This window comes from Synechocystis sp. LKSZ1, from assembly GCF_040436315.1.
Lineage (GTDB): Bacteria > Cyanobacteriota > Cyanobacteriia > Cyanobacteriales > Microcystaceae > Synechocystis.
Window position 1 is genome coordinate 3,334,589 of record NZ_AP031572.1, and the last position, 24,258, is coordinate 3,358,846.

General features: G+C 51.0%; 24 protein-coding genes. 11 read left to right on the forward strand and 13 right to left on the reverse strand.

Features of this window, described 5'->3' with window-relative positions; all coding sequences use genetic code 11:
* Window positions 1-5: 5 nt before the first annotated feature.
* Window positions 6-731 (reverse strand): septum site-determining protein MinC, encoded by a 726-nt coding sequence (gene minC / locus ABXS88_RS15080; RefSeq protein ID WP_353672869.1) that lies wholly within the window; start codon window positions 729-731, stop codon window positions 6-8.
* 207 nt (window positions 732-938) lie between these two features.
* On the opposite strand from minC, the gene ABXS88_RS15085 reads away from it, so the two are divergent.
* A complete protein-coding gene (locus tag ABXS88_RS15085; protein ID WP_353672870.1) occupies window positions 939-1,346 on the forward strand; it encodes a metalloregulator ArsR/SmtB family transcription factor in 408 nt (135 codons plus the stop codon).
* Between the two features lie 12 nt (window positions 1,347-1,358).
* Here ABXS88_RS15085 and ilvD read toward each other — a convergent pair whose 3' ends face one another.
* From ilvD to ABXS88_RS15100, 3 genes are all read right to left on the reverse strand, one after another.
* On the reverse strand, window positions 1,359-3,044 hold the full coding sequence (gene ilvD, locus ABXS88_RS15090; RefSeq protein WP_353672871.1) for a dihydroxy-acid dehydratase: 1,686 nt from the start codon (window positions 3,042-3,044) through the stop codon (window positions 1,359-1,361).
* Between the two features lie 193 nt (window positions 3,045-3,237).
* Window positions 3,238-3,390 carry a type II toxin-antitoxin system HicA family toxin gene (locus ABXS88_RS15095; protein ID WP_353674832.1) on the reverse strand — a complete coding sequence of 51 codons (153 nt, stop codon included), beginning with the start codon at window positions 3,388-3,390 and terminating at the stop codon, window positions 3,238-3,240.
* A gap of 49 nt (window positions 3,391-3,439) precedes the next feature.
* Window positions 3,440-3,643 (reverse strand): type II toxin-antitoxin system HicB family antitoxin, encoded by a 204-nt coding sequence (locus tag ABXS88_RS15100; protein WP_353672872.1) that lies wholly within the window; start codon window positions 3,641-3,643, stop codon window positions 3,440-3,442.
* A 365-nt stretch (window positions 3,644-4,008) separates the two neighbouring features.
* Between ABXS88_RS15100 and ispG the strand changes: the two genes are divergently transcribed.
* Both ispG and coaE read left to right on the forward strand, forming a co-directional pair.
* A complete protein-coding gene (gene ispG, locus ABXS88_RS15105; RefSeq protein ID WP_353672873.1) occupies window positions 4,009-5,223 on the forward strand; it encodes a (E)-4-hydroxy-3-methylbut-2-enyl-diphosphate synthase in 1,215 nt (404 codons plus the stop codon).
* Window positions 5,224-5,250: 27 nt separating this feature from the next.
* Window positions 5,251-5,859, forward strand: a complete 609-nt coding sequence (gene coaE, locus ABXS88_RS15110) for a dephospho-CoA kinase (protein WP_353672874.1) — start codon at window positions 5,251-5,253, stop codon at window positions 5,857-5,859.
* A gap of 22 nt (window positions 5,860-5,881) precedes the next feature.
* Here coaE and trxA read toward each other — a convergent pair whose 3' ends face one another.
* Together trxA and ABXS88_RS15120 are read right to left on the reverse strand one after the other, a co-directional pair.
* The gene (gene trxA, locus ABXS88_RS15115) at window positions 5,882-6,199 is read right to left on the reverse strand and encodes a thioredoxin (protein WP_353672875.1); all 318 of its coding nucleotides are present in this window, start codon (window positions 6,197-6,199) and stop codon (window positions 5,882-5,884) included.
* Window positions 6,200-6,233: 34 nt separating this feature from the next.
* Window positions 6,234-6,953: a M15 family metallopeptidase gene (locus ABXS88_RS15120; RefSeq protein WP_353672876.1), complete on the reverse strand. Its 720-nt coding sequence runs from the start codon at window positions 6,951-6,953 to the stop codon at window positions 6,234-6,236.
* A 98-nt stretch (window positions 6,954-7,051) separates the two neighbouring features.
* Between ABXS88_RS15120 and ABXS88_RS15125 the strand changes: the two genes are divergently transcribed.
* Window positions 7,052-7,849: an META domain-containing protein gene (locus tag ABXS88_RS15125; protein ID WP_353672877.1), complete on the forward strand. Its 798-nt coding sequence runs from the start codon at window positions 7,052-7,054 to the stop codon at window positions 7,847-7,849.
* Window positions 7,850-7,863: 14 nt separating this feature from the next.
* On the opposite strand, the gene ABXS88_RS15130 is transcribed toward ABXS88_RS15125, so the two are convergent.
* From ABXS88_RS15130 to ABXS88_RS15140, 3 genes are read right to left on the reverse strand one after another with little or no spacing between them, the layout of a single operon-like run.
* Window positions 7,864-8,121, reverse strand: coding sequence for a chlororespiratory reduction protein 7 (locus ABXS88_RS15130; protein ID WP_353672878.1), 258 nt, complete (start codon window positions 8,119-8,121; stop codon window positions 7,864-7,866).
* A gap of 19 nt (window positions 8,122-8,140) precedes the next feature.
* The gene (locus ABXS88_RS15135) at window positions 8,141-9,121 is read right to left on the reverse strand and encodes an ABC transporter ATP-binding protein (protein ID WP_353672879.1); all 981 of its coding nucleotides are present in this window, start codon (window positions 9,119-9,121) and stop codon (window positions 8,141-8,143) included.
* 48 nt (window positions 9,122-9,169) lie between these two features.
* Window positions 9,170-10,426, reverse strand: a complete 1,257-nt coding sequence (locus ABXS88_RS15140) for an FIST N-terminal domain-containing protein (protein WP_353672880.1) — start codon at window positions 10,424-10,426, stop codon at window positions 9,170-9,172.
* Window positions 10,427-10,627: 201 nt separating this feature from the next.
* Here ABXS88_RS15140 and murD point away from each other — a divergent pair, with 201 nt between their 5' ends.
* Together murD and ABXS88_RS15150 are read left to right on the forward strand one after the other, a co-directional pair.
* Entirely contained in the window at window positions 10,628-11,980 is a 1,353-nt protein-coding gene (gene murD, locus ABXS88_RS15145; RefSeq protein ID WP_353672881.1) for a UDP-N-acetylmuramoyl-L-alanine--D-glutamate ligase, read from the forward strand.
* Between the two features lie 233 nt (window positions 11,981-12,213).
* Complete coding sequence (locus ABXS88_RS15150; RefSeq protein ID WP_353672882.1) at window positions 12,214-13,359, forward strand: hypothetical protein; 1,146 nt, start codon at window positions 12,214-12,216, stop codon at window positions 13,357-13,359.
* A 28-nt stretch (window positions 13,360-13,387) separates the two neighbouring features.
* Here ABXS88_RS15150 and ABXS88_RS15155 read toward each other — a convergent pair whose 3' ends face one another.
* The gene (locus tag ABXS88_RS15155; RefSeq protein ID WP_353672883.1) at window positions 13,388-14,995 is read right to left on the reverse strand and encodes a 2-isopropylmalate synthase; all 1,608 of its coding nucleotides are present in this window, start codon (window positions 14,993-14,995) and stop codon (window positions 13,388-13,390) included.
* 619 nt (window positions 14,996-15,614) lie between these two features.
* Window positions 15,615-16,226, reverse strand: a complete 612-nt coding sequence (locus tag ABXS88_RS15160) for a DUF4365 domain-containing protein (protein WP_353672884.1) — start codon at window positions 16,224-16,226, stop codon at window positions 15,615-15,617.
* A gap of 445 nt (window positions 16,227-16,671) precedes the next feature.
* Between ABXS88_RS15160 and ABXS88_RS15165 the strand changes: the two genes are divergently transcribed.
* Window positions 16,672-17,235 carry a RimK/LysX family protein gene (locus ABXS88_RS15165; RefSeq protein ID WP_353672885.1) on the forward strand — a complete coding sequence of 188 codons (564 nt, stop codon included), beginning with the start codon at window positions 16,672-16,674 and terminating at the stop codon, window positions 17,233-17,235.
* A complete protein-coding gene (gene rimK, locus ABXS88_RS15170) occupies window positions 17,153-18,052 on the forward strand; it encodes a 30S ribosomal protein S6--L-glutamate ligase (RefSeq protein WP_353672886.1) in 900 nt (299 codons plus the stop codon). The genes ABXS88_RS15165 and rimK overlap by 83 nt, the downstream gene beginning before the upstream one ends.
* Before the next feature lie 23 nt (window positions 18,053-18,075).
* On the opposite strand, the gene ABXS88_RS15175 is transcribed toward rimK, so the two are convergent.
* The gene (locus ABXS88_RS15175) at window positions 18,076-18,708 is read right to left on the reverse strand and encodes a class I SAM-dependent methyltransferase (RefSeq protein ID WP_353672887.1); all 633 of its coding nucleotides are present in this window, start codon (window positions 18,706-18,708) and stop codon (window positions 18,076-18,078) included.
* A gap of 22 nt (window positions 18,709-18,730) precedes the next feature.
* Window positions 18,731-19,198 carry a CYTH domain-containing protein gene (locus tag ABXS88_RS15180; protein WP_353672888.1) on the reverse strand — a complete coding sequence of 156 codons (468 nt, stop codon included), beginning with the start codon at window positions 19,196-19,198 and terminating at the stop codon, window positions 18,731-18,733.
* Between the two features lie 141 nt (window positions 19,199-19,339).
* Here ABXS88_RS15180 and gntT point away from each other — a divergent pair, with 141 nt between their 5' ends.
* From gntT to ABXS88_RS15195, 3 genes are all read left to right on the forward strand, one after another.
* Complete coding sequence (gene gntT, locus ABXS88_RS15185) at window positions 19,340-20,770, forward strand: guanitoxin biosynthesis MATE family efflux transporter GntT (RefSeq protein WP_353672889.1); 1,431 nt, start codon at window positions 19,340-19,342, stop codon at window positions 20,768-20,770.
* Between the two features lie 268 nt (window positions 20,771-21,038).
* Window positions 21,039-22,637, forward strand: coding sequence for an Hsp70 family protein (locus tag ABXS88_RS15190; RefSeq protein ID WP_353672890.1), 1,599 nt, complete (start codon window positions 21,039-21,041; stop codon window positions 22,635-22,637).
* 442 nt (window positions 22,638-23,079) lie between these two features.
* Window positions 23,080-23,973 carry a bacteriohemerythrin gene (locus ABXS88_RS15195; protein WP_353672891.1) on the forward strand — a complete coding sequence of 298 codons (894 nt, stop codon included), beginning with the start codon at window positions 23,080-23,082 and terminating at the stop codon, window positions 23,971-23,973.
* Window positions 23,974-24,258: the final 285 nt, after the last annotated feature.

A 24,258-nucleotide genomic window follows, 5' to 3' on the forward strand; every position in this document is an offset into this window, starting at 1 on the left:
GTAGGCTATTTCCGACGTTTAAACTGACGGACGGTTGTTAAACGAATCCCTTCCGGCGTTATATGGGCAATCTCAGGATGACCTGGGTCAGGGTTTGCCGCTGGAACCCGAGCAACTCGATCCGCAATGCGAATTTGACTTGCGCCCAAGCGTAGAATCATAATAACAGCCTCCTGATCTCCCGCCGCCCCTGCATGGGCGGTTCCCCGTAGCGTGCCCCAGATTAATATATCGCCGTCGGCAATAATTTCACTACCAGGATTAACATCCCCTAGCAAAATGACATCACCAGGATGGCGAATTTCGGTGCCGGAGCGCAGGGTCTGTTTAAGGACGAGGGGCGGTTGCTGGGCCGGTGGGGTATCACTAAAGAGTTGAGGTTTGGGAGGCGTCTGGTCTACGGAATAGCCGGCGCTGGCCGCGGCCACGGCGGTTTGACGACGCTGGGTGACTACCCATTGGAGTTCCAGGCTAAACTCCCGTAGGATATCGGCCAGGCCCTGTAACTGGCGGCCATCCAAAAGCCGGTCTTGGGCCACTAAATGAACCGGATAGCGGGGCGGCCAACGTTTCTCCTGCAAACGGAGGGTATTGCTTAAACTTTGTTCAAGTTCCAGCCAACTTTGCTGGGCATCCTTTGTTTCAGTGGGGTCAATGGCCGGCAAAATCAGGTGAAGACAATTATCGTGGGATTGTAAGCGCACTGAGGCCAAGGGCATTTCCGCGGTCATGAGCTAGCAGGGGGGAAAGAGAAACGATCGATTTTCACCATACCATTCAGCCTAAGGACACAATACTCCATATCACTATCATGAATGACTCAACATATTAAAGTCTTCTCGACAGTAGTCTTTCCTTAAAGGCTCCTCCCAAAACAGGTTTTAGGCTCCTAGAATAGATCAAAGTCTATTCAAATAGAGCCTTATATTCATATAATTATGGCAAACCGTTCTCTCCAAACCACTCTTATGGCTGTTATGGCTCCCTCCCAGAATCCGGGTCATGGCGAAAGTTTATCGCCCGCGGCCCTAGCAATGATCGCCGATTTTTTTAAAATGCTAGCAGAGGTCAGTCGTCTTGAGATTGTCTGTGCCTTGAAGCAAGGGCCCCTAACCGTCAGTCAGATTATTGAACAGACAGGCTTGGGCCAGGCCAATGTCTCGAAACACCTGAAGCTCTTGACCAATGCGGGAATTTTAAGTCGAACCCAGCAGGGAGTCAATGTGGTCTATGAAATTGCGAACCCCGTGATTTTTCCCCTCTGTGACCTGGTGTGTAATTCCCTCGTTAGTCAACTCCATCAACAAAATCAGGCCCTAGAAAGTCTGCAACTTTTTCGTTCCTAGGGCCAAACCGGATTAGAACAGATTAGAATCTGTAACGGCCCCTAGACTACTAGAGGAAACCAACTTGGCGTACTTGCCTAAAATGCCACGGGTATAGCGGGGAGTCGGAGCCTGCCAACGGGCCCGCCGCTGGGTGAGTTCTTCTTCGCTGACATTGAGCTGAAGGAGACGCGCATCGGCATCGATCGTGATACTATCTCCTTCTTCCACCAGGGCAATAGTACCGCCGACGTAGGCCTCCGGGGCCACATGACCGACAACCATACCGTAGGTGCCGCCGGAAAAACGCCCATCGGTGATTAGACCCACCGTATCGCCCAGGCCAGCTCCAATAATGGCCGAGGTGGGGGCCAGCATTTCTCGCATTCCTGGGCCACCTTTCGGGCCTTCGTAACGAACCACCACCACATCACCGGCTTGAATTTTCCCGTCCAGAATCGCCGCTAAACAGTCTTCCTCCGATTCAAAGACCCGAGCCGGGCCAGTAATTTTGGGATTTTTAACGCCACTGATCTTGGCAACTGAGCCTTCCTGGGCCAGATTTCCCTTGAGAACAGCCAAGTGCCCCTCGGCATAGACCGGATTCTGCCAGGGCCGGATCACATCCTGGCCGGCTGGGGGTTCCGCCGGAATATCCTTTAAGACTTCTGCAATGGTTTGGCCCGAAATCGTCAGGGCCTCACCGTGCAGGAGGCCGTGGACAAGTAACATCTTCATTACCTGGGGAATCCCACCGGCCTGGTGCAGGTTTGTGGTGACGTACTTGCCGGAGGGTTTAAGGTCGCAGAGGACAGGAACTTTATGGCGGATGGCTTCAAAGTCATCCAAGCTGAGGGGAACGCCAATGGTATTGGCAATGGCTAGTAGATGTAATACTGCGTTGGTAGAACCGCCGACGGCCATAATCACTGCAATGGCATTTTCAAAAGCCTGGCGAGTCAGAATTTGGCTGGGCAGGATTTGGCGACGAATGGCCTCCACTAAAACCTTGGCCGATGCTTCGGTACTATCGGCTTTTTCGGCATCCTCAGCGGCCATGGTAGAAGAATAGGGCAGGCTCATACCCATCGCTTCAAAGGCGGAGGACATGGTGTTGGCAGTAAACATCCCCCCACAGGAACCGGCCCCAGGGCAGGCATTGCGCTCAATGCCGTAGAGGGTTTTTTCGTCAATTTTGCCCGCACTGAATTGGCCCACCGCCTCAAAGGAACTGACCACCGTGAGATCTTGTCCTTCGTAGTGACCCGGCTTGATTGTGCCACCGTAAACAAAAATAGCGGGAATGTTCATCCGGGCCATGGCGATCATGGCCCCCGGCATATTTTTATCGCAACCACCAATGGCCAGCACCCCGTCCATACTCTGGCCGTTGCAGGCCGTTTCGATGGAATCAGCAATCACTTCCCGAGACACCAAGGAATACTTCATGCCCTCCGTTCCCATGGAAATGCCATCGCTGATGGTGATCGTGCCGAACATTTGGGGCATGGCTCCGGCCTGTCGGAGGCCAACTTCGGCCCGCTTCGCCAGGTCATTAATTCCCATATTGCAGGGGGTAATGGTGCTATAGCCGTTGGCAATCCCCACAATCGGTTTATTAAAGTCCTCATCCTGGAAACCCACCGCCCGCAACATGGCCCGGTTCGGACTCCGTTGGGTTCCCTGGGTAACGACGCGGCTTCTGAAATTCTCTGACATCGTATTCTCCTGTCTGGTAGCGCTTTTTGGCCTTGTTTCCATTCTCAATCTTAGACGGCTCTTTACTCAAGGCCTTGACTTTAGTTAAATAGTTCTTATAACTAGACGAACATTGCTTAGGCACAAGCTCAAATACCCTAATAAGTATAAAGCTACTGCCCTAGTGGAAGCCTGCAAAGTTCACGTTGTCCGCCTACAAATCATCTTCTGATAATTGAGCTATCTTCATTATTGACTTTAACGTTCCCAGCTTTAGGTCTTGATTTTGATGCACTGGAATAGAGATGATTTTATCCTGATCAGGATTTTCATAAATATGATGACTACCTGTAATTTTTTTGAGAATCCAGCTTTTTTTTCAACAATTTTGCACGGCCTTTTCCCTGAAATCGATTTCATACTGCTATTTCAATAACACTTGAAAAACGATCTGGTTTTTGGCTTTCATTAGCAACGTCTAGCCGCCCTTGTATAGCATCCTGAAGATTATTGATAACCTCATCCATGCTATCTCCTTCTGTGATACACCCAGGCAACGCAGGCACTTCTGCCCAGTAACCACCTTCTTCTGCAGGATGAATAATCGCTTTAATTTTCATGGCTTTGTTGATTTATTGTTTGTTGAATTTAAAATATTGACCTTTAAAAGTAGAAATCAAGACGGCAAAAATAAGTTCTATTGAAATTTGGGTGAGGCTTCGGTCTAGTCGCCAGACTAGAGATGTTAAGTTGAGCTGAGACGGCATAGGAGTTTTATTTAAAGCCTTGGCTCTCATCTGACTTAATTCCCACCATAGGTAAATAACCATGCTGCTAATGATAGTGACAACCTTGACGCGGAGGTCATCACGGGCCACGATGACTATTGATTAGGCTTTCCCTGGGGGCCAGTTCTCATAAGCTACCCTAGACAGCAAGTCCTCTTTTCAATCTTTTTGTCCTAGCGTTCCCTTCCTGAGTCACTATGCAAACGCTTACCCAACCCCCGACGACTGCCACCCCAGAATTTGATACCACGATTCATCGCCGCAAAACACGGCCGGTTCCCGTCGGTGCCGTCACCATTGGTGGGGGCCATCCCGTGGTCGTCCAATCCATGATCAATGAGGATACGCTGGACATTGATGGATCCGTGGCCGGTATTCGTCGGCTCCATGAAATTGGCTGTGAAATTGTTCGCGTCACCGTACCGAGTATGGCCCATGCCAAGGCCCTAGCGGAGATCAAGGCCAAGTTGCTGTCCACCTACCAAGCCGTACCCCTGGTGGCGGATGTGCATCATAACGGCATGAAAATTGCCCTAGAGGTGGCTAAACACGTCGATAAGGTGCGGATTAATCCCGGCCTCTACGTCTTTGAAAAGCCCAATGCCAACCGCGAGGCCTTTAGCGCCGAAGAATTTGGCGAAATTGGTGACAAAATTCGAGAAACCCTAGAACCCTTGGTGGTTTCTCTGCGAGACCAGGGTAAATCGATGCGGATTGGGGTCAATCACGGTTCCCTCTCGGAGCGGATGCTCTTTACCTATGGTGATACCCCGGAAGGCATGGTGCAGTCGGCCCTGGAATTTATCAAAATCTGTGAATCCCTTGATTTCTGTAACCTTGTCATTTCCATGAAGGCTTCGCGGGTGCCGGTGATGCTGGCGGCCTATCGTTTGATGGTGAAGCGCATGGATGAGTTGGGTATGGATTATCCCCTACACTTGGGAGTCACGGAAGCCGGGGACGGAGAATACGGCCGGATTAAATCCACCGCGGGTATTGCAACGCTTTTGGCCGATGGCATTGGCGATACGATTCGGGTTTCCCTCACGGAAGCGCCGGAGAAGGAAATTCCCGTCTGCTATAGCATTCTCCAGGCCCTGGGCTTACGGAAAACCATGGTGGAATACGTGGCTTGTCCTTCCTGCGGTCGTACTCTCTTTAATCTAGAGGACGTGCTCCACGAAGTCCGCGAAGCCACCAAACACCTCACCGGCCTGGATATTGCCGTTATGGGTTGTATTGTGAATGGGCCAGGGGAAATGGCCGATGCAGATTACGGTTACGTCGGTAAACAAGCGGGTTACATTGCCCTCTACCGGGGCCGGGAAGAAATTAAACGAGTTCCCGAAGACCAAGGAGTGGCGGAATTGATTAATCTGATTAAGGCTGATGGCCGTTGGGTTGATCCTTAACCCTTTGAAGATCCTTGAGGCCTGGCCATGGCATTAGGGCAAGGTGATTCTCCAAAGCGCTTAATTGGCTTAACCGGCGGTATCGCTACGGGCAAATCCACTGTGGCCGATTATCTCCAGCAACGTTACCAATTAACCCTTCTGGATGCGGATCACTATGCACGGGAGGCTGTGAGTCCCTTGTCACCAATTTTGCAGGCCCTGGCCCAACGCTATGGCCTAGTGATTTTATTAGCCGATGGTAATTTAGACCGGCCGAAGTTGGGGGAAATTATTTTTAACGACCCCCAGGAAAGGGCCTGGGTAGAAAGTCAAATCCATCCCTACGTGCGGGCCTGTTTCGAGCAGGCCCTGCACCAACTTTCCGACCCCACCCTCGTCTTGGTGATTCCTCTGCTCTTTGAGGCGGGCCTAACGGATTGGGTCACGGAGATCTGGGTCGTTACCTGTCGGCCAGAGCAACAATTACAGCGTCTTATCCAGCGCAATTCTTTGAGCGAAGACCAAGCCCAGCAACGTATTCTCAGTCAATTGCCCTTGGCTAAAAAGGTGGAGCGGGCTGATGTGGTTTTAGATAATTCTGGGGATCTGGCCCATCTTTATGGCCAGATTGATCAGGCCCTGGGTCGTCGGTAGAAGGACTCAGGCCGGAACTAGCTTAAAGCAGGCCGCTTAATTGTTGGATCAGTTGGGTCGCCGGTTGAACTCCTTCAATGCGATGAACAGGCTGGCCCTGTTTAAACAGAACGAGGGTAGGCAGGCCTTGGACTTGGTAGAGGGAGGCAAGCTGGGGATAGCGATCCGTATCTATCTTAACCACCTGGAGGCGTTCACCCAGAGCCCCACTGACTTGATCCAGAATCGTAGCCATCATCTGACAAGGGCCACACCAAGTTGCATAAAAATCCACCAGCACCGGACGAGGGCTACTCTGGAGCATATCTTGGAAACTCGTAAATTGCTTTTTCACGGCCATGACAACGGATCTCCCTAAAGGCTCAATACGCCGATCATAGCAATTCCGCCACGCGGCCATAGCGAGCAATAACGGAGCTTTGGGGATGACGCTGATTATAGAGCCAGGCCCAGAGTTGGTCACCCAAGGAAAAATGCCACCATTCCTCGGGATGACGCAAAAACCCTGCGGCCTCCATGGCCTGATTTAACAGGTTTCGGTGTTGCTGGTAGGCCAGGGCCTGGGGGTCAGGAGAGTTGGCATAGTAGTCCGGTAGCGAGCGGGGAGACAGTTCATCAATGTCCCCGCCCATATCAACGATCTGGCCCTGGGCATCCATCAGAGTCAGGTCGATGGCGGCCCCGGTACTGTGGGGTGGCGGCGTTGCTGAATCGGGACTGGGCATAGCCCAGACTTGATAGACCTCTTGCAAAAGTTGTTGGCGTTCCTGGGGACTCAAGGCCCGACTCCCTAATCCCTTGGCCTGTTGGAGTTGAGCCAGAGTATAGTCCACCATAAATTGCTGAACGGCCAAGGGCCGGTAGGCATCAAAAATGAGTAATTTCCAGCCTGGGGCCTGTTGGCTTAAATGGGTCTGGGCCCGAGCTAAGGCCTGGAGAACGCCTTGGCGGAGAACGTAGGGGGATTGGCCCTGATAGTCGGCTCCCAGTTGGAGGTAAGGCGGAGGGTCAGTTAGAGCAATGGTAGATAAGTCAATGGGGAGCAGGGGTTCACCACAATCCTGAATCGGCACGGTTCGATAGGGCTTGAGCATCTGGCACAGAGGGAATAATGGCCCCAAAAATTCGATGATACCATCAGAAAATAGCTGGAACAGTCCGGCCCCTTTATCTCGGTTGTTAACTTACTACCATGGTCCAACGTGCTCTCGTCGGTTTCTCTCTCGGCCTAGCTGGCCTGGGACTATTCTCCCCCTCGGTGACAGCCACTACACCAATGAAGCAATCCCCAGCGGCCCTGATGGGAAAAACCTGGCAGTTAACCCAGTGGGATGGGGAAGCGCTCCTCCCAAACACCGAAATAGTCCTAACTTTCGCAGAACAAAATCTAGTAGGCTCAGGAGGCTGTAATCGTTTTCGTGGTACCTACCAAGTCCAACCGCCAATGCTTAAAGTGAATGAGGCCATCGCTACCACCCGCAAGGCCTGTCCCCGAGGCATTATGGCCCAGGAGAATCGTTTTCTTCAAGGCTTGGCTCAGGTCAATCGGTTTAGCCTCACGCCTGAGGGCGATCTGAATTTGTACTACAATCACCAGGGCCAGACTAAACGGCTGTTCTTTCAGGCCCAGGGAAGCACTGCTTCTCTTGAAAAACAGACTTGGCAACTCACCCAACTAGGGGAACAGGCGATTAAGACGACTAAGCCACCGACCCTAACCTTCCAAGGGAAATCCTTCTCGGGTAGCGGGGGCTGTAACCGCTTGGTGGGCCAATTTGAAACTAGCGGTGAGCGACTGTTGATTAAGGAACCTATTGCTTCGACGATGATGGCCTGTGCGGAACCGTTGATGCAACAGGAACAGCAATTTATCCAGGCCCTACAGCAGGCCAAACGCTATCAGATAAACGAAAACAGAGAACTCATTATTTACTTTGGCCAGGGAAATAGCACGGCCTCGTTGGTCTTTAAGCCCGTCGGGATGCCGTAGTCGGTCGTGGAAAGCTATTTTTCTAAGCGCACGGCATACCATTGCAAATAGGCCTCAGGGCCTAGATCTAAATCACAATAATTGTCCCGTAGGTAATCTGCCTGTTGGACGGGATCTAGCTGTTTAGTCACGCCAGCGGGGAGATCCCCAGCATAGGTCTGGAGGATTCCCTGGAGTTTTTGGCTCAACTCCTCCGGGGTTAAAAATTGTTCCGCTTGGTCTGTTTCCAAGACCACAAACATGTCGGATTGATACATTAATGAATTGGACATTGCAATCTCCGCAAAAGGATCATTGGCTGAAAGTAATTCCCCGTTCCCGTAGTTGACGGATAAAGTACTCCTCCAGAGAGGCCCGGGCCAGATTCATGCTGATCAGTTGGGCCTCAAGTTTAGGGAGGGCATCGATGAAGGCTTGGGGGTTGCCGTGGAGTTGACCGTGCCATAAACCGTCCTCTAGGCGGAGTTCCTTCAGCCAAGGCTCTAGGTGTTCCTGGCTACTACCCTTGAGAATGACTTGATAAATATCAGCTCGGCCTAAAATTTCCTCCAATGACCCAATACAGAGCAGTTCCCCTCGGGCCAAGATAGCAATGCGGTCGCAGATTTGTTCCACATCTGCCAAAATATGGGAGTTAAAAAAGATGGTTTTGCCCTGGGCCTTTAGGGACAGAATAATTTCCCGGACTTGATAGCGCCCCAGAGGATCTAGGCCCGACATGGGTTCATCCAGAAAAACCACTTCCGGGTCATTGATCAAGGCCTGGGCCATGCCAACCCGTTGCAACATCCCCTTAGAGTACTGCCGCATTTGTTTTTTCTTGGCTGTCTTTTGGGCTAGTCCGACAAGGTCACACATTTCGCCAATACGACCTTGGAGAATCGTGCGGGGTACCTGAAATAGGCCGCCAACAAACTCTAGAAATTCCCAAGCCGTCAAAAAATCGTAGAAATAGGCATTTTCTGGTAAGTAACCGACCCGTTGTTTGGTTTGACGGTCTCCGATGGGCTTGCCCAGCAGAACCGCCCGGCCCGTACTGGGACGAATCACCCCCAGCAGGATTTTGAGGAGGGTGGTTTTCCCGGCCCCGTTTGGCCCTAGTAGGCCAAAGGTTTCTCCCTGGTGAACCGTGAGGGAAAAGTCCTTGAGGGATTGTACTTTTTGGTTAAGCCAGAACCCGGTGCGGTAGGTCTTGCTGAGATTCCAGGTTTCGACCACATGGGCGACGGGTTGGCTAGGGGTGACAAGGGTAGAGTCGGAGGTCATCGTCATAGCAGAGTCAGCCAAGGGTTAACACTTTCTTGATGGCCATTCTACATTTTAAGGATTGGCCGGTCGCAGGATAGCAAAGGCGGACGTGTAGCCGTGGAGAAAGGTTTGTTGGCCAACGGGGCCAATCTCGCCGTTGCAGAAGAAACCCCCCAGAGGAACCCCCGGTAAAAATCGCTGAAAGACTTGCGAGTCAAAGTTGGCATCGGGGTAGAGATTGGTGCCCCGGCCCAGACAGGAAAACATCAAGGCCCCCAGGGCCTGAGAAGTCGGATGGGCCTGGAGATAGTCACTGAGGAGGAATTGCAGATCTTCGGCGGAGGTTTGGGCATCCCGAAGATGAAACTGGAGACGCTGTCCCCGTCTAACCCGGTCGCCGATGGCAATGGCCCCCTGACGGGGATCCACCCCCAGCAGATTGCGAATCAGAAAATCTCCCGGCTGGAGACTGAGTTTAAAACTATCCATGGCCACCCCCACAAACAGGGCCGTCTGGGCCAGTTCCCGGTCTGAGTCATTAAGGGTTTGTACCAACTCCCGTAGGACTTCCAGGGGAGGCGCGGTAATTAACTCGCCGGTGCTGGGAGAGATGGCCTGAATTTCTGTGATGATATTGCGTTCTCCATCCGTCACTTGGAAGGGTTTCCCGATGGGACGACAGCCCTGGGCCACAATGCTATCGACCTGAATCGCGCCACTCAAAGCCACACCCACGGTTCCCTGACCGTAGAGTCGGGGGGCCGAACGGCCAGCCTGGGCATAGAATAACGGGCCCGGTGCCATGCTGTCGCCACCACTGGCCAAGCCGCCAATTTTGTTCCCCCGGGGATAGGCAAAGTCAAGGCCGGCTAGGAGGTCGGTAATGCCCCCAGCCATAGGGTCGACGAGCAAAATGAAGTGGGGATTATCTGCTGGATCAACGCCAATTAGATCAATCCAAGCCTGGGGCGGCCCATCCAGATCCGGTAGTTGATTGCCATCAATCTGAAAGGGATGGATCGTCACGCCCGGCAAATGGCCCACACTGAGACTCAGGGCCGGGCCCTGCTCAATTTCCTCAATATCATTGGAGGTCGTGCCAACAATCCCTCCGCCTAGGCAACCAATCACGGTTGGTATGGGTAACTTTTCCAACAATAAGGGCATCAAACGCAGTGCATCGCTGGCAAAGGCCGAGGACAAAAAAACAATGCCCAGGTCGGGCTTCCCCGTGAGTTGATGCTGGATTGTAGCAGTAACTTCGTTTAAAGCCGCTTCTAGGGAAGGACGAGTGGAAAGTGCATTAGCCCATTGCATGGCGGTGGTCATAGCGGTGACGGAGGCGTCGGTAACGACGAAGACACAGGTCTTCTAACCAGAATACTCCCTATCTATCGACCCAGGAAATGAATCGCTTGGGCCAACTATTTTTGAGGCGCTGGCTTCCCTCCCGAGAGAAGCGCTTTTTTGCGCCCCCAGGCCAGTACAATACTTTATTGTGTCCACTAACACCAAAAACAACCCCATCGCATGGCCAAGGCTTACATTATCGGATTAGGGCGGTCAGGAATTGCCGCTGCACGGGTTTTACGGCGAGATGGCTGGGATGTCATCCTGAGTGACCGTTCCGTGAGCCCGAGTTTGCAGGCCATGGGGGCTCCTCTGATCGCAGAAGGTATCACACTTAAGTTAGGCCATCAATTAGAGCCCGACTCCGAGCACTGGCCCGATCGAATTGTGGTCAGCCCTGGAGTGCCCTGGGATTTGCCCGCCTTGGTACAGGCCAGGGAAAAGGGAGTGGAAGTCCTAGGAGAAATTGAACTTGCCTGGCAGTACTTGGGCCAAACTCCTTGGGTAGGCGTCACCGGAACTAACGGTAAAACGACGACGACTTCGCTGATTCAAGTTATTTTTCAAGCTGCGGGTCTCCAGGCTCCAGCCTGCGGCAACATCGGCTATGCGGCCTGTGAGTTAGTCCTCCAGGGCCAGAAATTTGATTGGATTATTGCCGAAATTAGTAGTTACCAGATAGAAGCTGCCGCCACCCTAGCCCCTAAAATTGGCCTATGGACGACCTTTACCCCCGATCATCTCCAGCGCCATAAAACCCTAGAAAACTACTACGCGATTAAAGCTTCTCTATTACAGCGCTCCGAACAACAGATTTTCAACGGTGACGATGCCTACCTATATCAGCAAGGCCCTAATCAATGGCCCGAGGCCTACTGGACGAGTGTGCAGGGAAAAGAAAAACTCCGCTGCGACCCGAAACGCGGGGTTTATCTAGAGGATCATTGGGTATCGGCCTTTGGAGAACTGATTCTGCCCATGAACCTCTTTAAAATGCCGGGCTTGCATAACCAGCAAAACCTACTCATGGCTGTGGCAACAGCTCGCCTAGCCGGCATTGATAAGAAAGCAATTACTGAAGCCTTGGTCGCTTTTCGGGGAGTACCCCACCGCCTAGAACGGATTGCCAATTTACGGGGGATTGAATTTATTAATGACAGTAAAGCCACGAACTACGATGCCGCTGAAGTGGGATTAGCCTCGGTACCGGCTCCGGCCATCCTGATTGCAGGCGGAGAAGCCAAGGAAGGCGACGACCGCCGCTGGATCGGGGAAATCAAGGCCCGAGCCGCCGCTGTTTTGCTGATTGGAGAAGCGGCCCCTCAATTTGCCCAGCGCCTAGAGGACTGTGGCTATCATGACTACGAAATTGTTGAGACCATGGCCAAAGCGGTGGAACGCTCCCTTACTCTGGCGCCGCTGAAGGGGGTCAAGGTGGTGCTTCTGTCACCCGCCTGTGCGAGTTTTGACCAGTATCAGAGCTTTGAGCAACGGGGAGATGATTTCCGTCAATGCTGTTTGGCCTGGATTTGACCAACTCCCGCCAACGACCCGGCACTCCGCATTGTACTCAAACAGTATTTTGACTAGGTTTTGTCTATGTTTAAAGCCTGACTAGATAGGGACTTAATCAAAGCTTAAAAAAGTCTTAGCTAAATATTAAAAAAGATTGTAAGAACAAAATCTATAATCATTTGATTACTGCATGAATCATTCAGTCCTGGCCCGAGGGCCAAGCTCACGCCATTGTACGCAAGGTTGAAGTTATGCTAAGCAGTCCGGTAGCCGTGGAAAAAGCAGACAACTTGGAACATCTGCCCTTGGATGATTATCGGGTGCCTGCTAGTATTACCACAGAAAGTGTTAAAAATCATTTATTAGAATATCCTAGCTTGCCCGGTTTTTTAGTAGTCAACAATAACCAAGTCCTGGGGTCGATTACCCGCCGCGCCTTTTTTGAAAAATTAAGTAGTGATATTAGTATTGCGTTGTACGCCCGCCGTCCCATCAGCGTTTTGCTCGACAATATGGATGAGGATGTCTTGAAAATTTCTGCCCATACCTCAATTACCGACGCCGTCAGGCTGTCCTTTTGTCGCCCGACGAAATCGGTGTACGATCCTATTGTGGTAGTTAAACAGGGCCAGGAAGTCGGCATGCTGGATTTTAGTAAGTTAATTCTGGCCCAATCAGAAATGTTTTCCACCATGAACCACCGCTTAGTGGCCCAGGAACAGGAATTACGGGAGTACGCAGAGCAAGCAGCAGAACAGGGCCGACGAGTGCAGAAATACGCCGAACAACTCGAAGAACAGCAGGAAGCCCTCCAGGAACGCAATGACCTACTGGAAGCCCAAAAGTCCCAGCTTGAAGAACAAAAGTCCCAACTACAGCTTAAAACCCAAGAACTCTCCCTCAAAACGGAAGAAATCATTAGCCTGAATCGACGCTTTGAAGAAGTCGGAAGCTTGCTTTCTCGGGAAGGTCAAAAAACCTTTGCTTCCTTAAGTAAAGGCGTTGAATCGGTTATTCAATTTACCCAAAATATTAACAAAATCACCCAGGATTTCCGAGAAAAATTAGCCAATATTGATCAGGGTAACGACTTGATCAATAAAATCAGCAAGCGGGTGGAAAACCTCTCCTTCCAGGCCTCAATTATCAGCACCAGCTTACCGGTCAGTGATGATAACCGTCTCCCCTTTAACATGATCATTGAGGAAATTGAAAAACTCAGTATTCAAATTGCCGAGGCTAATACCACCATCAACGATATTTCCAAAGAACTCAGGGATCAAATTCGTGCCTTGGTGAAAACTGCCGAGGATAACCAAGAAGTGGTTACCAACTTATCCCGTAATTCCCAAAAAACGGAAGCGGCCCTGGCTAGTCTATCCCAGTTATTAGTCTAGGGGCTAGCCAGAGTCATTATCTTGAGGGTTACAGAGACGCCGTTACAGGTTGTTTCCCTGTGGCATTCTGGCTTTCGAGGGCCGCGTAGAGACGATTAAGGGCGTTCAGGTAGGCCCGCGCTGAAGCCACAATAATATCGGTGTTGGCCGCATAGCCAGTGTAAATCACATCATTGTGACGTAGGCGAATGGTCACTTTGCCCAGGGCATCAATGCCTTCTGTGACAGACTTGACCGAAAATTCGATCAGGTCGTTGGGCAAATTCACCACGCGGTTAATGGCCTTGTAAACAGCATCCACCGGGCCAGTCCCAATGGCCGCATCCGTCAGTTCCTGTCCATCAGGGGTGCGGACGGATACCGTGGCCGTCGGACGGGAATAGTCGCCACAGGAAACCTGCACCAGTTCTAGGCGGAAAAGTTCCGGGGCCTGGCGAATTTCGTCGTTGACAATGGCTTCAAGATCCCAATCGGTAATTTCCTTGCGCTTATCCGCCACTTCTTTAAAGCGCAGGAAGGCGTTATTGAGTTCATTTTCACTAAGTTCAAACCCCAGTTCCTTCAGGCGAGTACGAAAGGCGTTGCGTCCCGACAGCTTACCCAAAACAATTTGGTTGTTGGTCAAGCCAATGGATTCCGCATCCATGATCTCGTAGGTCAGCTTATTTTTGAGCACGCCATCCTGGTGAATACCTGACTCGTGGGCAAAGGCGTTGGCCCCGACAATGGCTTTATTGGGCTGTACCATCATGCCCGTTAGCTCAGAAACGAGACGAGAAGTAGAGTAAATTTGTTTGGTATCAATGCGGGTCAGGGGTTCGCTCGATTCGACCGGCCGACCAAGGAAGGGATTAAAGTAGGCCCGGCGCACATGCAGGGCCATGACCAATTCTTCCAGGGCCGCATTACCGGCTCGTTCCCCAATACCATTGATCGTACATTCCAGTTGGCGGGCCCCATTTTTAACGGCTTCTAGAAAGTTGGCCACCGCCAGACCCAGATCATTATGGCCATGGACGGAAATAATGGCCTGGTCGATATTGGGCACATTTTCTTTAATACCCTTAATCAAGGCCCCGAACTCCGAAGGTGTAGTATAGCCCACCGTATCGGGAATATTAATCGTCGTGGCCCCGGCGGCAATGGCCTGCTCTAGGACTTGATAGAGAAATTCCGGGTCACTCCGGCCTGCATCTTCGGGGGAAAATTCCACATCATCCACGAGGGAGCGGGCATAGGCCACCATCTCGGGCACGATTTGCAGAACTTCTGCCCGTGTTTTTTTGAGTTTATACTCTAGGTGGATATCGGAGGTCGCCAAAAAAGTATGGATACGATGTTTGGCCGCTGGTTTCAGGGCCTCAGCCGCTGTTTTAATATCATTGCGTGTGGCGCGGGCTAGGCCACAAATCATCGGGCCGGTTTCGGTGCCCACAGTTTCGGCAATTTTTTGCACCGCTTCAAAGTCCCCAGGACTGGCAAAGGGAAAACCCGCTTCGATGACATCAACTCCCAGGCGGGCCAGGGCGCGGGCGATGGTCAGTTTCTCATCAACGGTCAGGGTAGCACCGGGGGACTGTTCCCCATCACGGAGGGTGGTATCAAAGATAATGATGCGGTCGGGATGAGTTGTCATACGCGCTGGCACTTCACGCAGGAAGGAAAAAGGAAATTATTTCAGAATTATATCCCAAGGCTTCGGGGGCTTGGGGCAAACGGCTGGCTGATCCCAGACTGATCGGCCTCAATGACCAGAAATGGCATCGATCGGAGGTTTGGCCCTGTCTCCCCATGATGAGCTCAATTTTGTGTTTGCGTTTATTGCGTTTATTCTTCATTTGATGAATTTGGCTCATTCTGTAGTCTGTGAGGCATTCAAGCAACAGCGAATAAGTTTAAAAAATCTACCGCAAAGCGTTGAAGCGTTACTAACCGTTTATGAAAGGCAAGGTCTAGTCCAGACGGTAGCAGAACTCAGGATATACAATGGCTTACTTTAAAATTCTCAAAATGTTGTCTGTCTAACAGCTCAAATTAGCGGTGGCAGATATTTTCCGCATATTATATCAGACTCGGATCTTTCGTCCATCCGTTGCAATGACCTAGCTAAGCATACGCTAACATTTCCACACTTCTATGCCATGTAAATAAATTAAAGATTACTGACCTCCTGGTCAAGGATGCAATAAACTCGGTAGGCAATGGTGAACCATTGATTGCATAAATAGTTATACTGAACCGCTTCTCTCTATTTTTCATTCATCTAGCTCAAGTTCAGCCCAATATTCCTTATAAGCTCCTTGAGTTTGATAATCGAGCTCGGCTTCATACTGTTGCCGTATGTCATGCATATATTCTTGTAAGTTATCAAGTTTTCGACGCAGATCCTCTGATTGTATAATTTCCAGAAGATCAGAAGGTATTTGAACAATATCACGACTGAACCTGTTTGAAGAAGGCATTGGAAGCGAGATGGAATCATTAAAACGCCACTCTTTACTCAAGGAAAGTAAGTGAATTAATGGAAAGCACCAAAGAAAATCTTTATTTTGGTAGTCATATACAAAGAGAAATGTTGGATTGCGTTGACTTAACCAATAATTTATTGTTTTTATTTTAATCTGAATAGACAGCGATCGATTCATCTCACACGCCTGTTCTTTGTTCTTACACTGCGCATTAAACATGAGACCTGTAGGATAGTCACCTTCCATAACTTCGCAGAAAAAATCAATTCCAAGATCTCTAGATTGGGGGACGGGAACTACATTACAAAAGTGGATAAATGTAGAGCTGAATATATCTTGTGCACTTTCGCCAAGCTTCTGATTATTCGTCCGTCTGGGAAGTCTACTATTATCTGTCACCGCTTATCTCTACTCATTTCAAGATGATGAAAAATCTACCTTGCAATATTACTATCTAAGGAGAACGCTTAACTAGGGATTATACGGAAAGTTTTCATGTATTATGCTAGACACATGTTTTTTTAAGAATATTTCTGTATATTACTCTAAACAGAGAAAGTACACAAGAAGTTTTTTGTATAATACACCTAAAAACATGTTGTGCAGATTGGCGTACTTTTTTGAGAACTCTATACTACCTCAACAACGTCTGGGTGCAGGGCCTCTTTTTTAGCCGCATCCCTCTAATGCTGTGATTGACATCACTTTTTAATCATTCAATCAAAACATTTGAGCTTAAATACATGGACTCTGTAGTCATATAAATCTTACTTATACTCTATGCTAAGAACGACTTGCATTCTCCATTTTCGATAAGCTGGAAAGGACTTTTCGGCATGGTGGCATGATTTCTTCCCTTCCTTCCCCTCTACCCCTGATTGGTTGGCGAGAATGGGTGGCCTTTCCTCAGCTCGGGGTTCCCTGGATCAAAGCCAAAATCGATACTGGGGCCCGGTCATCGGCCCTCCATGCTGTTGATCTCCATACTTGGGAGCACCACGGACAGGCCTACATTTGTTTCAAGGTTTATGCCCAACAGCGTTCCCGGCGGGAAATGGTCGAGGCAGTCGCAACACTTCAGGGGTATCGTCGGGTGCGCAGTTCCAATGGCCACCAAGAGCGGCGGCCCGTGATTACCACCCTTGTCACCCTAGGAGACATTAGTTGGCCAATTGAAGTGACCTTGACTAATCGAGAGGCCATGGGTTTTCGGTTATTGTTGGGGCGTCAGGCCATTAGCCAGCGGTTTTGGACAGACCCCAGCCGCTCCTTTCTCTACGGGCAACATCCGCCCTCTCATCTGTCTCAACCGTCGGTCTTTATTCATGAAAATAGCGATTCTCTCTCGCCGTCCCAACCTCTACTCTACCCGTCGCCTCAAGGAGGCCGGAGAAAAACGCGGCCATGACATTCGCATCATTGATTACCTACGGTGCTACATGAATATTACTTCCCACAATCCCCAGGTGATTTACCAGGGCCAGGTCGTGTGGAATCTAGATGCCGTAATTCCCCGTATTGGGGCCTCGAAGACTTTTTACGGTACGGCGGTGGTGCGGCAGTTTGAAATGATGAATGTGTTTACCCCCAATTCCTCCCAGGCCATTTCCCGTTCTCGTGATAAGCTTCGTTGCCTGCAACTCTTGGCCCGAGAAGGGATTGGCTTGCCGGTGACGGGCTTTGCTCATTCCACAAAGGATATCGAGGGCCTGATTAATATTGTCGGGGGAGCACCACTGGTGATTAAGCTCTTAGAGGGAACCCAGGGCCTTGGGGTGGTTTTGGCAGAAACGCCCCAGGCGGCTACGTCCGTGATTGAGGCCTTTCGGGGCCTGGATGCCAATATTTTGGTGCAGGAATTTATTAAGGAGGCGGGGGGTATGGATATCCGCTGTCTGGTGATCGGGGAAAAAGTAGTGGCTTCGATGAAACGGCAGGGGGCCCCCGGTGAATTTCGTTCCAATCTGCATCGGGGCGGCACCGCGGAGAAGATTAAACTCACCCCCGAAGAACGCAGTACGGCTGTCCGTGCCGCGAAAATCATGGGCCTGCGCTTTGCTGGGGTGGATATCCTCCGCTCTAACCACGGGCCGGTCGTCCTGGAGGTCAATTCCTCTCCTGGCCTAGAAGGGATTGAGGAAGCAACGGGGATTGATGTGGCCAGCAAACTGATTGATTTTATTGAAAAACACGCGGGCCAGGATAAACTGCGGGAAAAAGGCTAGGGGCCGGTTCGAGCCAATTGGGTCTAGGGTTTAACGCCAATCAGCAGGGCCATTTCTAGCCATTTCCAGTAGCAGTCCACATCGATAAAGCCCAGGTTTCGTAACCATTGCAGTTGGGTTTCGACATCCACTAATTGATTGGAAGGGTCTTCATGATTCGGATCAAAACCAATGGCCTGCATAAAGCGTCGATGCAAACGCTCCGTTGGTGAGGCCACATGTTCAAGGTTACAGAAAATCCCCCCTGGGGCCAGACGGTCGTAAATTTCTCCGTAGAGGGCCTGTTTGCGGTCATCGGCTAGGTGATGGATGGCAAAGCTAGAAACAATGGCCTCGAAGGGGCCCAAATCCGGTAAAGGGTCTTCGAGGTTGTGGGCCATCACTTCAACGCGGGGGTTGGGGGCAAAGCGTTCTCGGGCCGCCGTCAGCATCGTCTCGGAAAAGTCTAGGGCAATGCCGTTGGCCTCCGGGCGGTCAATTTTGAGCAGGGCCAGGAGACGGCCATCCCCGGTACCCAGATCCAAGATGCGGCGGACGGTGAGGGGAACTTGGCTCAGTAAAACGGCCTCGCCTTCGGTGCGGTGGGGAATGGCATCGGCCCGGCTCAAGTAGGCCAGGGCATGGTCAGCGGATTGCCAAGCAGTGGGAGTGGTCATCGGTTGAGTGGGGTGAAATGGTTTAAACCCAGGCCCGGAAGGGATGCTGGGCCAGATTACTGTTGTAGTAGCGGGAGTCGTGGGTAACTTCAGGGCCAAGCCAATCCGGTAAGGGCGGTTGTTGGTCTTCCGATTCTAGCTCCACCTCCGCCAAAATCAGGCCGGCATTTTCCCCCAGAAATTCGTCTACTTCCCAGAGAAACCCCTGCCAAGGAATGCGGTAACGATACTTTTCAATCAGGGGAGAGCGACAGAGGTTTTCCAATAGGGCCTGGGCATCGGCGAGGGGAATAGCATATTCAAACTCTAAACGGGACATTCCCGTGTTCTGGCCCTTGATGGTCAAGTAGGCCTGCTGATCAACAATACGGACGCGAACGGTGGTGTGGTCTTGACTGGGGAGATAGCCCTGACGGTAGAGGGTCTTGGGCCCTAGAGAACGCCAACCCTCTCCGGTCACTAAAAATTTCCGTTCAATTTCAATTCCCATCGAAAAAAAGTCCTCCGGTGTGGAGGAGCACAAAGAGAATGGAGGATTTCAAAAAGAAGGTGCAGAATGTTTTTTATCTTAGCGAAGCTTGACGCCCGTGATGGCTAACCGGCGTAGAAGCACCCCATTGGAGCGGGGAATATGTCAAAAATTGTTTATAGAACGGCCGCCGTCGTTCCTTGTTTTTTACCCCTGTTTGCCATGGCTGTTTCGCGGGTTCTCCCAGACCAATACCAGTTTTTACCACGCTTTTCGCGGCTCTCTGCCATTAGCATCTTTTCTAACATGATGGTTCCCTTGGCTGGCTTGGTCGATACGGCCTTTCTGGGGCACCTCGCGGATATTCGCCACCTGGCCGGGGTGATCCTGGCCTCGATCCTGTTTGACTACCTCTATCGGGTGCTAAAGTTCCTCCGCACTAGCACCACAGCCTTGACAGCCCAGGCCGCTGGCTTGGGAGATACGGTGGCGGTACTAGCGGCGGGCCTCCGCAGTGGGGCCGTGGCCTTGGGCATTGGCTTGCTTATTCTGGCCCTGCAATATCCCATCCAGAAATTGGGTTTTGCCCTGCTGAGTGGTTCCCCCACGGTGGAGCTATCAGGGGTGGATTACTTCTATGGCCGCATCTGGGGTGCCCCTGCCGTCTTGCTCAACTTTGTGATCATTGGTTGGTTTCTGGGCCAGGAACGCAATGGACTGGTATTGCTGATGTCTCTGGTGGGCAATCTGTCCAACGTTGGCCTGGACTACCTCACCATCAATCGTTGGGGCTGGGCCAGTAGTGGGGCTGGCCTAGCGACGGCCTGGAGCCAATATCTCGCCTTACTGGTAGGCCTGATCGGCCTGGTGGCGATTACGCCCCGCGCCACCTTTTCCCAGGCCTGGGCAGAACTCTTACACCGGAGTTCTCTGCGGGAAACTGTGATTCTCAAGAGCAATATTCTGATTCGTTTCCTGGTACTGATCACTTCCTATGCTTTGTTTACCAACGTCAGTTCGACCTTGGGCACCACGGTCTTGGCTCAGAATGGCCTTCTACTCCAGATCGCCCTCCTGAGTCAATTCACCATCCAAGGAGTAGGCATGACCACCCAAACCCTGACGGGAAATTTTAAAAGCAAGGGCCAGACCGATCAGTTGGGGCCACTGCTGTTGGTTTCCATCTTGACCACCCTGCTGATTGCCCTCGGTTTTGCCCTAGGGGCCGTCCTCTTTCCTGACGTCGTTTTTGGCCTGTTAACCAACCACGAAGAAGTGAATCAGACCCTTGGGCAATACAGTTTTTGGCTCCTGCCCCTGCTGGAACTGACTGCCCTGGCCTTTATGTTGGAGGGTTACTTTATCGGCCTGAAACAGGGCACTATTCTCCGCAATGCGGTTCTCTGGGCCTTTGGCGCGGCCTACCTGCCCTGCCTCGCCCTGGCTATCTACGAGCAAAGTAACCACCTCCTCTGGTTGGCCCTGGTGGCCTATATGCTGGCCCTGGCCCTGTATTTGGGCTGGCAGTTCTTCACTAAGTTTGCCCCCCATACCCTGGCCGAACTGGAACAAAACCCCTCTTCTGTGCCCTGATCTAACTGCAATAAAAGGAACCCCAGTCAAGCCTCGTTGACAAAAATTAACAAAATACTTACGATATAAGAAGTGTAAGGCTACGCCAAAACCTCAGATTTATTTTCGCCACTTAATACTCTTAGGGCGGGTGCGTTAGGGGTTGCGGTACCTTCCATTGACATTGAGTTCTCCTAGATATGCCCTGGTGATTTAACCGGGGTTTTTTGTTTTGGCAAGGGATCGGGGCATAATGAGCAACAGTAAGATTTGGGTTTGAAACTTGGCTGTGTCCTACGCCATCGATTTTGGAACAACAAATACCGTTATTACTCGCTGGAATGCCGTGACCCAACAGGCTGAAATGGTGGCCTTGCCGGGTCTCTCCCAGGGTTGGGGGCCAAATCCGGCCCTGATTCCTAGTCTGGTGTTTGTAGAAGATGCGGCCCAGGGAAAAGTTTGGGCCGGGCAAGCGGTTCTCGACCGGGGGGGGGATCGTCGGCCCAATCCTCGCTTTTTTCGCAACTTTAAGCGGGGCATTGGGGCCTCAATTCAGGGATTTTTGCCGGAATTAGAGGGCCAGACCATTAGTTTTGAAAAGGTCGGGCAATGGTTCCTCGGGCAATTATTAAGTACGCTCCAGGCCAACGAGGGCCAGGCCCTGGAGGAATTGATTGTTACGGTGCCGGTGGATAGTTTTGAGGCCTATCGCCATTGGCTAGGGAGTCTTTGCCAGGATTGGGGGATTGCCCAAATCCGTCTGTTAGATGAACCCACTGCTGCTGCTCTCGGCTACGACCAAGGCCAGGCCAACGTTATTTTAGTCATTGATTTTGGTGGGGGAACCGTCGATTTCTCCTTAGTACAACTGCGAAAGCCCGCGCGTCCGGCCCCTCGTCAAGGATTTATTCTGAAGTGGGGCAGTCGTTCGACGGAGTCGGCTGTCAAGGGCCAAAAAGAATTGGCCAAGATCCTAGCGAAGGCCGGTGCTAACTTGGGCGGGAGTGATATTGATAACTGGCTCATTGCTGATTTTGCCCAAAAATTGGGGATTCCTAGCTCCGTCGTGACCCAGCGCCTGGCCGAACGTCTAAAAATTAGTTTGTCCCAGGCCCCAACGGCTACAGAGGTTTATTTTGATGACCGTAGCCTAGAGAGCTACGAATTGACCCTGACCCGCTCCGGCCTAGAAGAAATCCTCCAGCGTCATCAATTTTTTGAGCGCCTGGATACCCTGCTGACCCAAGTCCTGCAACAGGGCCAAAGTCAAGACATTAGCCCCGAAGCCATTGAAGCGGTTCTCCTTGTGGGGGGCACGAGCCAAATTCCTGCTATTCAGGCCTGGCTCCAAGACTATTTTCCTGCCAACAAAATTGCCAGTGACCGGCCCTTTGAGGCCATTGCCCTGGGGGCCCTGAAACTTGTCCAAGGCCAGGAAATTCAAGACTTGCTCTACCACAGCTACGGTGTGCGCTACTGGAATCGTCGCCAAAACTGCCATAGCTGGCATCCCATTATTGAAGCGGGCCAGGCCTACCCCATGGCCCAACCGGTAGAACTCACCCTGGGGGCCTCTCTAGACAACCAACCCAGCATTGAACTGATTATTGGTGAACTCGGCGCTACGGTGGGGGGCACGGAAATCTATCTGGAGGGAGACCGCCTGGTAACACGGCCCCTCACCACGGAGCAATTTGTCGTCCAGGCCCTCAACGACCGCCCGGGGGCCAGGGCCATTGCTCAACTTTCTCCCCCTGGCTATCCGGGCAGTGACCGTATCAAAGTTCTCTTTTGGGTCGATGCCCAACGCTATCTCCGCATTACAGTGGAAGACCTCCTTTTGCAAAAGACCCTGATGAGCAACCAAAGCGTGGCCCAGTTGAGTTAGGAAAATGCCGCCAAAAGACGGGAATCTTCCCCCTGAAAATACGGAGGGTATCACCGAAAAAATACGTAGGGGCCTGGCTAGGGAAGCCATAACCCGGTTGTTGGCCCTCTGGTAGTAGTGAGAGATCGTCAGACTCAATAACCCAGAGAGCCCGTGGGGTTCAGCCGAGGCAGGGCCATTGAGGGGATTTTTACTATGCGACGGAGCCGTAAAATGGACTGGGAAGGGTGGCCCCGCTACGGAGCACTCTCCTTGTATTTTCGACATTTCCCGGCTTCTTAACCCGTAATTCTAGAATCAAATACGGACTGATTAGCTAAGTACTATTTACAATTGACCGCCTCTAGGGGCCGATATAGAGTGGAATTATCAAAGATTTAAGAATAGATTAATTCCAGATATTACGGGTCAGTTCTCATCTATCTAGCAATAGGTACATTTTATGCATCTTGACATCGCGAAATGGCAATCGGAGTACGAATCGGGTAACAGTCTAGTAGACGAACAACACAAAGGACTCTTTAGCCTGATTAATGCCCTGAATAACGCCATGCTAGAGGGCCAGGGCAAAACTTTACTCAAGCAGACTATCCAGAGTCTGTACGACTATACTAATGTGCATTTCTCGACAGAAGAAGAGTACATGCGGAGTCATGATTACCCAGGCTATCAGGAGCATCGACAAAAACACGAGGACTTGAAAAAAAGAGTTCTCGAATTTCAGGAAGAGTTTAGCCATCAGACATCTCAGCTAACCATTCATCTCTCCCATTTTCTGACAAACTGGCTGATTGAGCATATTCAAAAAGAAGACTTAAAAATGATTCAATATTGTCGGCAAAAAGAGGTAGCTAAGGTGGCTGCTCCACGCCTAGAAATTGCCCAATGGCTACCTCGCTACGTCACCGGTTTTGCCCTGATTGATAATCAACATAAAAGCCTTTTCCATGCCATCAATGCTCTGCACTATGCTATGTTGAGTGGCCAGGGAACCCAATTACTGCAAGCGACCCTCAGGGCATTGAGTGACTATGTCAATATTCACTTTGCGACGGAAGAGGAGTATATGCGTCGTTACCAATATCCTGATTTACAGGATCACCATCGTAAACACCAAGCCCTGAAGGCCCAGGTGGAAGACTTTAATCAACGGGCGGAGCAGATGGAACGACAAGGGGAGCAGAGGGAAAAACTGCAGTTGGTCATTGAAATCTCTTATTTCCTCAGTCAGTGGTTGATTGATCACATTGACCAAGAAGATCAGAAAATGATTGATTTTCTCAAGCAAAAACAGTCAGAGGATGAGGCTTTGGCTTCTCTTGGTCAAGTCGTCTAGCAATAAGCCCTTGGTGTTATTAAATCATCTTGGATTGTCTATTCCAAGTCATGCTGAAATGTTCCGTCATGAGAATGAGAAGACTATTTCTATTTCTTTACGAAATGGAGAATCATTGAAGTCTGGACGATATAATGAAATTATTCAGGATTCCCATCGTCATCGCACATCCCTGACGCTAATCCACCTGAAACTAAAAACTGCTTAGAATCCGATTAATGCCCTAAGGCCCTATTTTCTTCCATCCATTACGCAGAATAATCTGGTTCCTGGAGGGCGGGGGAT

What these genes read in the sequence shown, in the direction of transcription:
- minC (WP_353672869.1), bottom strand. Translation starts at nt 731, where the DNA reads ATGACCGCGGAAATGCCCTTGGCCTCAGTGCGCTTACAATCCCACGAT.
- ABXS88_RS15085 (WP_353672870.1), top strand. Translation starts at nt 939, where the DNA reads ATGGCAAACCGTTCTCTCCAAACCACTCTTATGGCTGTTATGGCTCCC.
- ilvD (WP_353672871.1), bottom strand. Translation starts at nt 3,044, where the DNA reads ATGTCAGAGAATTTCAGAAGCCGCGTCGTTACCCAGGGAACCCAACGG.
- ABXS88_RS15100 (WP_353672872.1), bottom strand. Translation starts at nt 3,643, where the DNA reads ATGAAAATTAAAGCGATTATTCATCCTGCAGAAGAAGGTGGTTACTGG.
- ispG (WP_353672873.1), top strand. Translation starts at nt 4,009, where the DNA reads ATGCAAACGCTTACCCAACCCCCGACGACTGCCACCCCAGAATTTGAT.
- coaE (WP_353672874.1), top strand. Translation starts at nt 5,251, where the DNA reads ATGGCATTAGGGCAAGGTGATTCTCCAAAGCGCTTAATTGGCTTAACC.
- trxA (WP_353672875.1), bottom strand. Translation starts at nt 6,199, where the DNA reads ATGGCCGTGAAAAAGCAATTTACGAGTTTCCAAGATATGCTCCAGAGT.
- ABXS88_RS15120 (WP_353672876.1), bottom strand. Translation starts at nt 6,953, where the DNA reads ATGCTCAAGCCCTATCGAACCGTGCCGATTCAGGATTGTGGTGAACCC.
- ABXS88_RS15125 (WP_353672877.1), top strand. Translation starts at nt 7,052, where the DNA reads ATGGTCCAACGTGCTCTCGTCGGTTTCTCTCTCGGCCTAGCTGGCCTG.
- ABXS88_RS15130 (WP_353672878.1), bottom strand. Translation starts at nt 8,121, where the DNA reads ATGTCCAATTCATTAATGTATCAATCCGACATGTTTGTGGTCTTGGAA.
- ABXS88_RS15135 (WP_353672879.1), bottom strand. Translation starts at nt 9,121, where the DNA reads ATGACGATGACCTCCGACTCTACCCTTGTCACCCCTAGCCAACCCGTC.
- ABXS88_RS15140 (WP_353672880.1), bottom strand. Translation starts at nt 10,426, where the DNA reads ATGACCACCGCCATGCAATGGGCTAATGCACTTTCCACTCGTCCTTCC.
- murD (WP_353672881.1), top strand. Translation starts at nt 10,628, where the DNA reads ATGGCCAAGGCTTACATTATCGGATTAGGGCGGTCAGGAATTGCCGCT.
- ABXS88_RS15150 (WP_353672882.1), top strand. Translation starts at nt 12,214, where the DNA reads ATGCTAAGCAGTCCGGTAGCCGTGGAAAAAGCAGACAACTTGGAACAT.
- ABXS88_RS15155 (WP_353672883.1), bottom strand. Translation starts at nt 14,995, where the DNA reads ATGACAACTCATCCCGACCGCATCATTATCTTTGATACCACCCTCCGT.
- ABXS88_RS15165 (WP_353672885.1), top strand. Translation starts at nt 16,672, where the DNA reads ATGATTTCTTCCCTTCCTTCCCCTCTACCCCTGATTGGTTGGCGAGAA.
- rimK (WP_353672886.1), top strand. Translation starts at nt 17,153, where the DNA reads ATGAAAATAGCGATTCTCTCTCGCCGTCCCAACCTCTACTCTACCCGT.
- ABXS88_RS15175 (WP_353672887.1), bottom strand. Translation starts at nt 18,708, where the DNA reads ATGACCACTCCCACTGCTTGGCAATCCGCTGACCATGCCCTGGCCTAC.
- ABXS88_RS15180 (WP_353672888.1), bottom strand. Translation starts at nt 19,198, where the DNA reads ATGGGAATTGAAATTGAACGGAAATTTTTAGTGACCGGAGAGGGTTGG.
- gntT (WP_353672889.1), top strand. Translation starts at nt 19,340, where the DNA reads ATGTCAAAAATTGTTTATAGAACGGCCGCCGTCGTTCCTTGTTTTTTA.
- ABXS88_RS15195 (WP_353672891.1), top strand. Translation starts at nt 23,080, where the DNA reads ATGCATCTTGACATCGCGAAATGGCAATCGGAGTACGAATCGGGTAAC.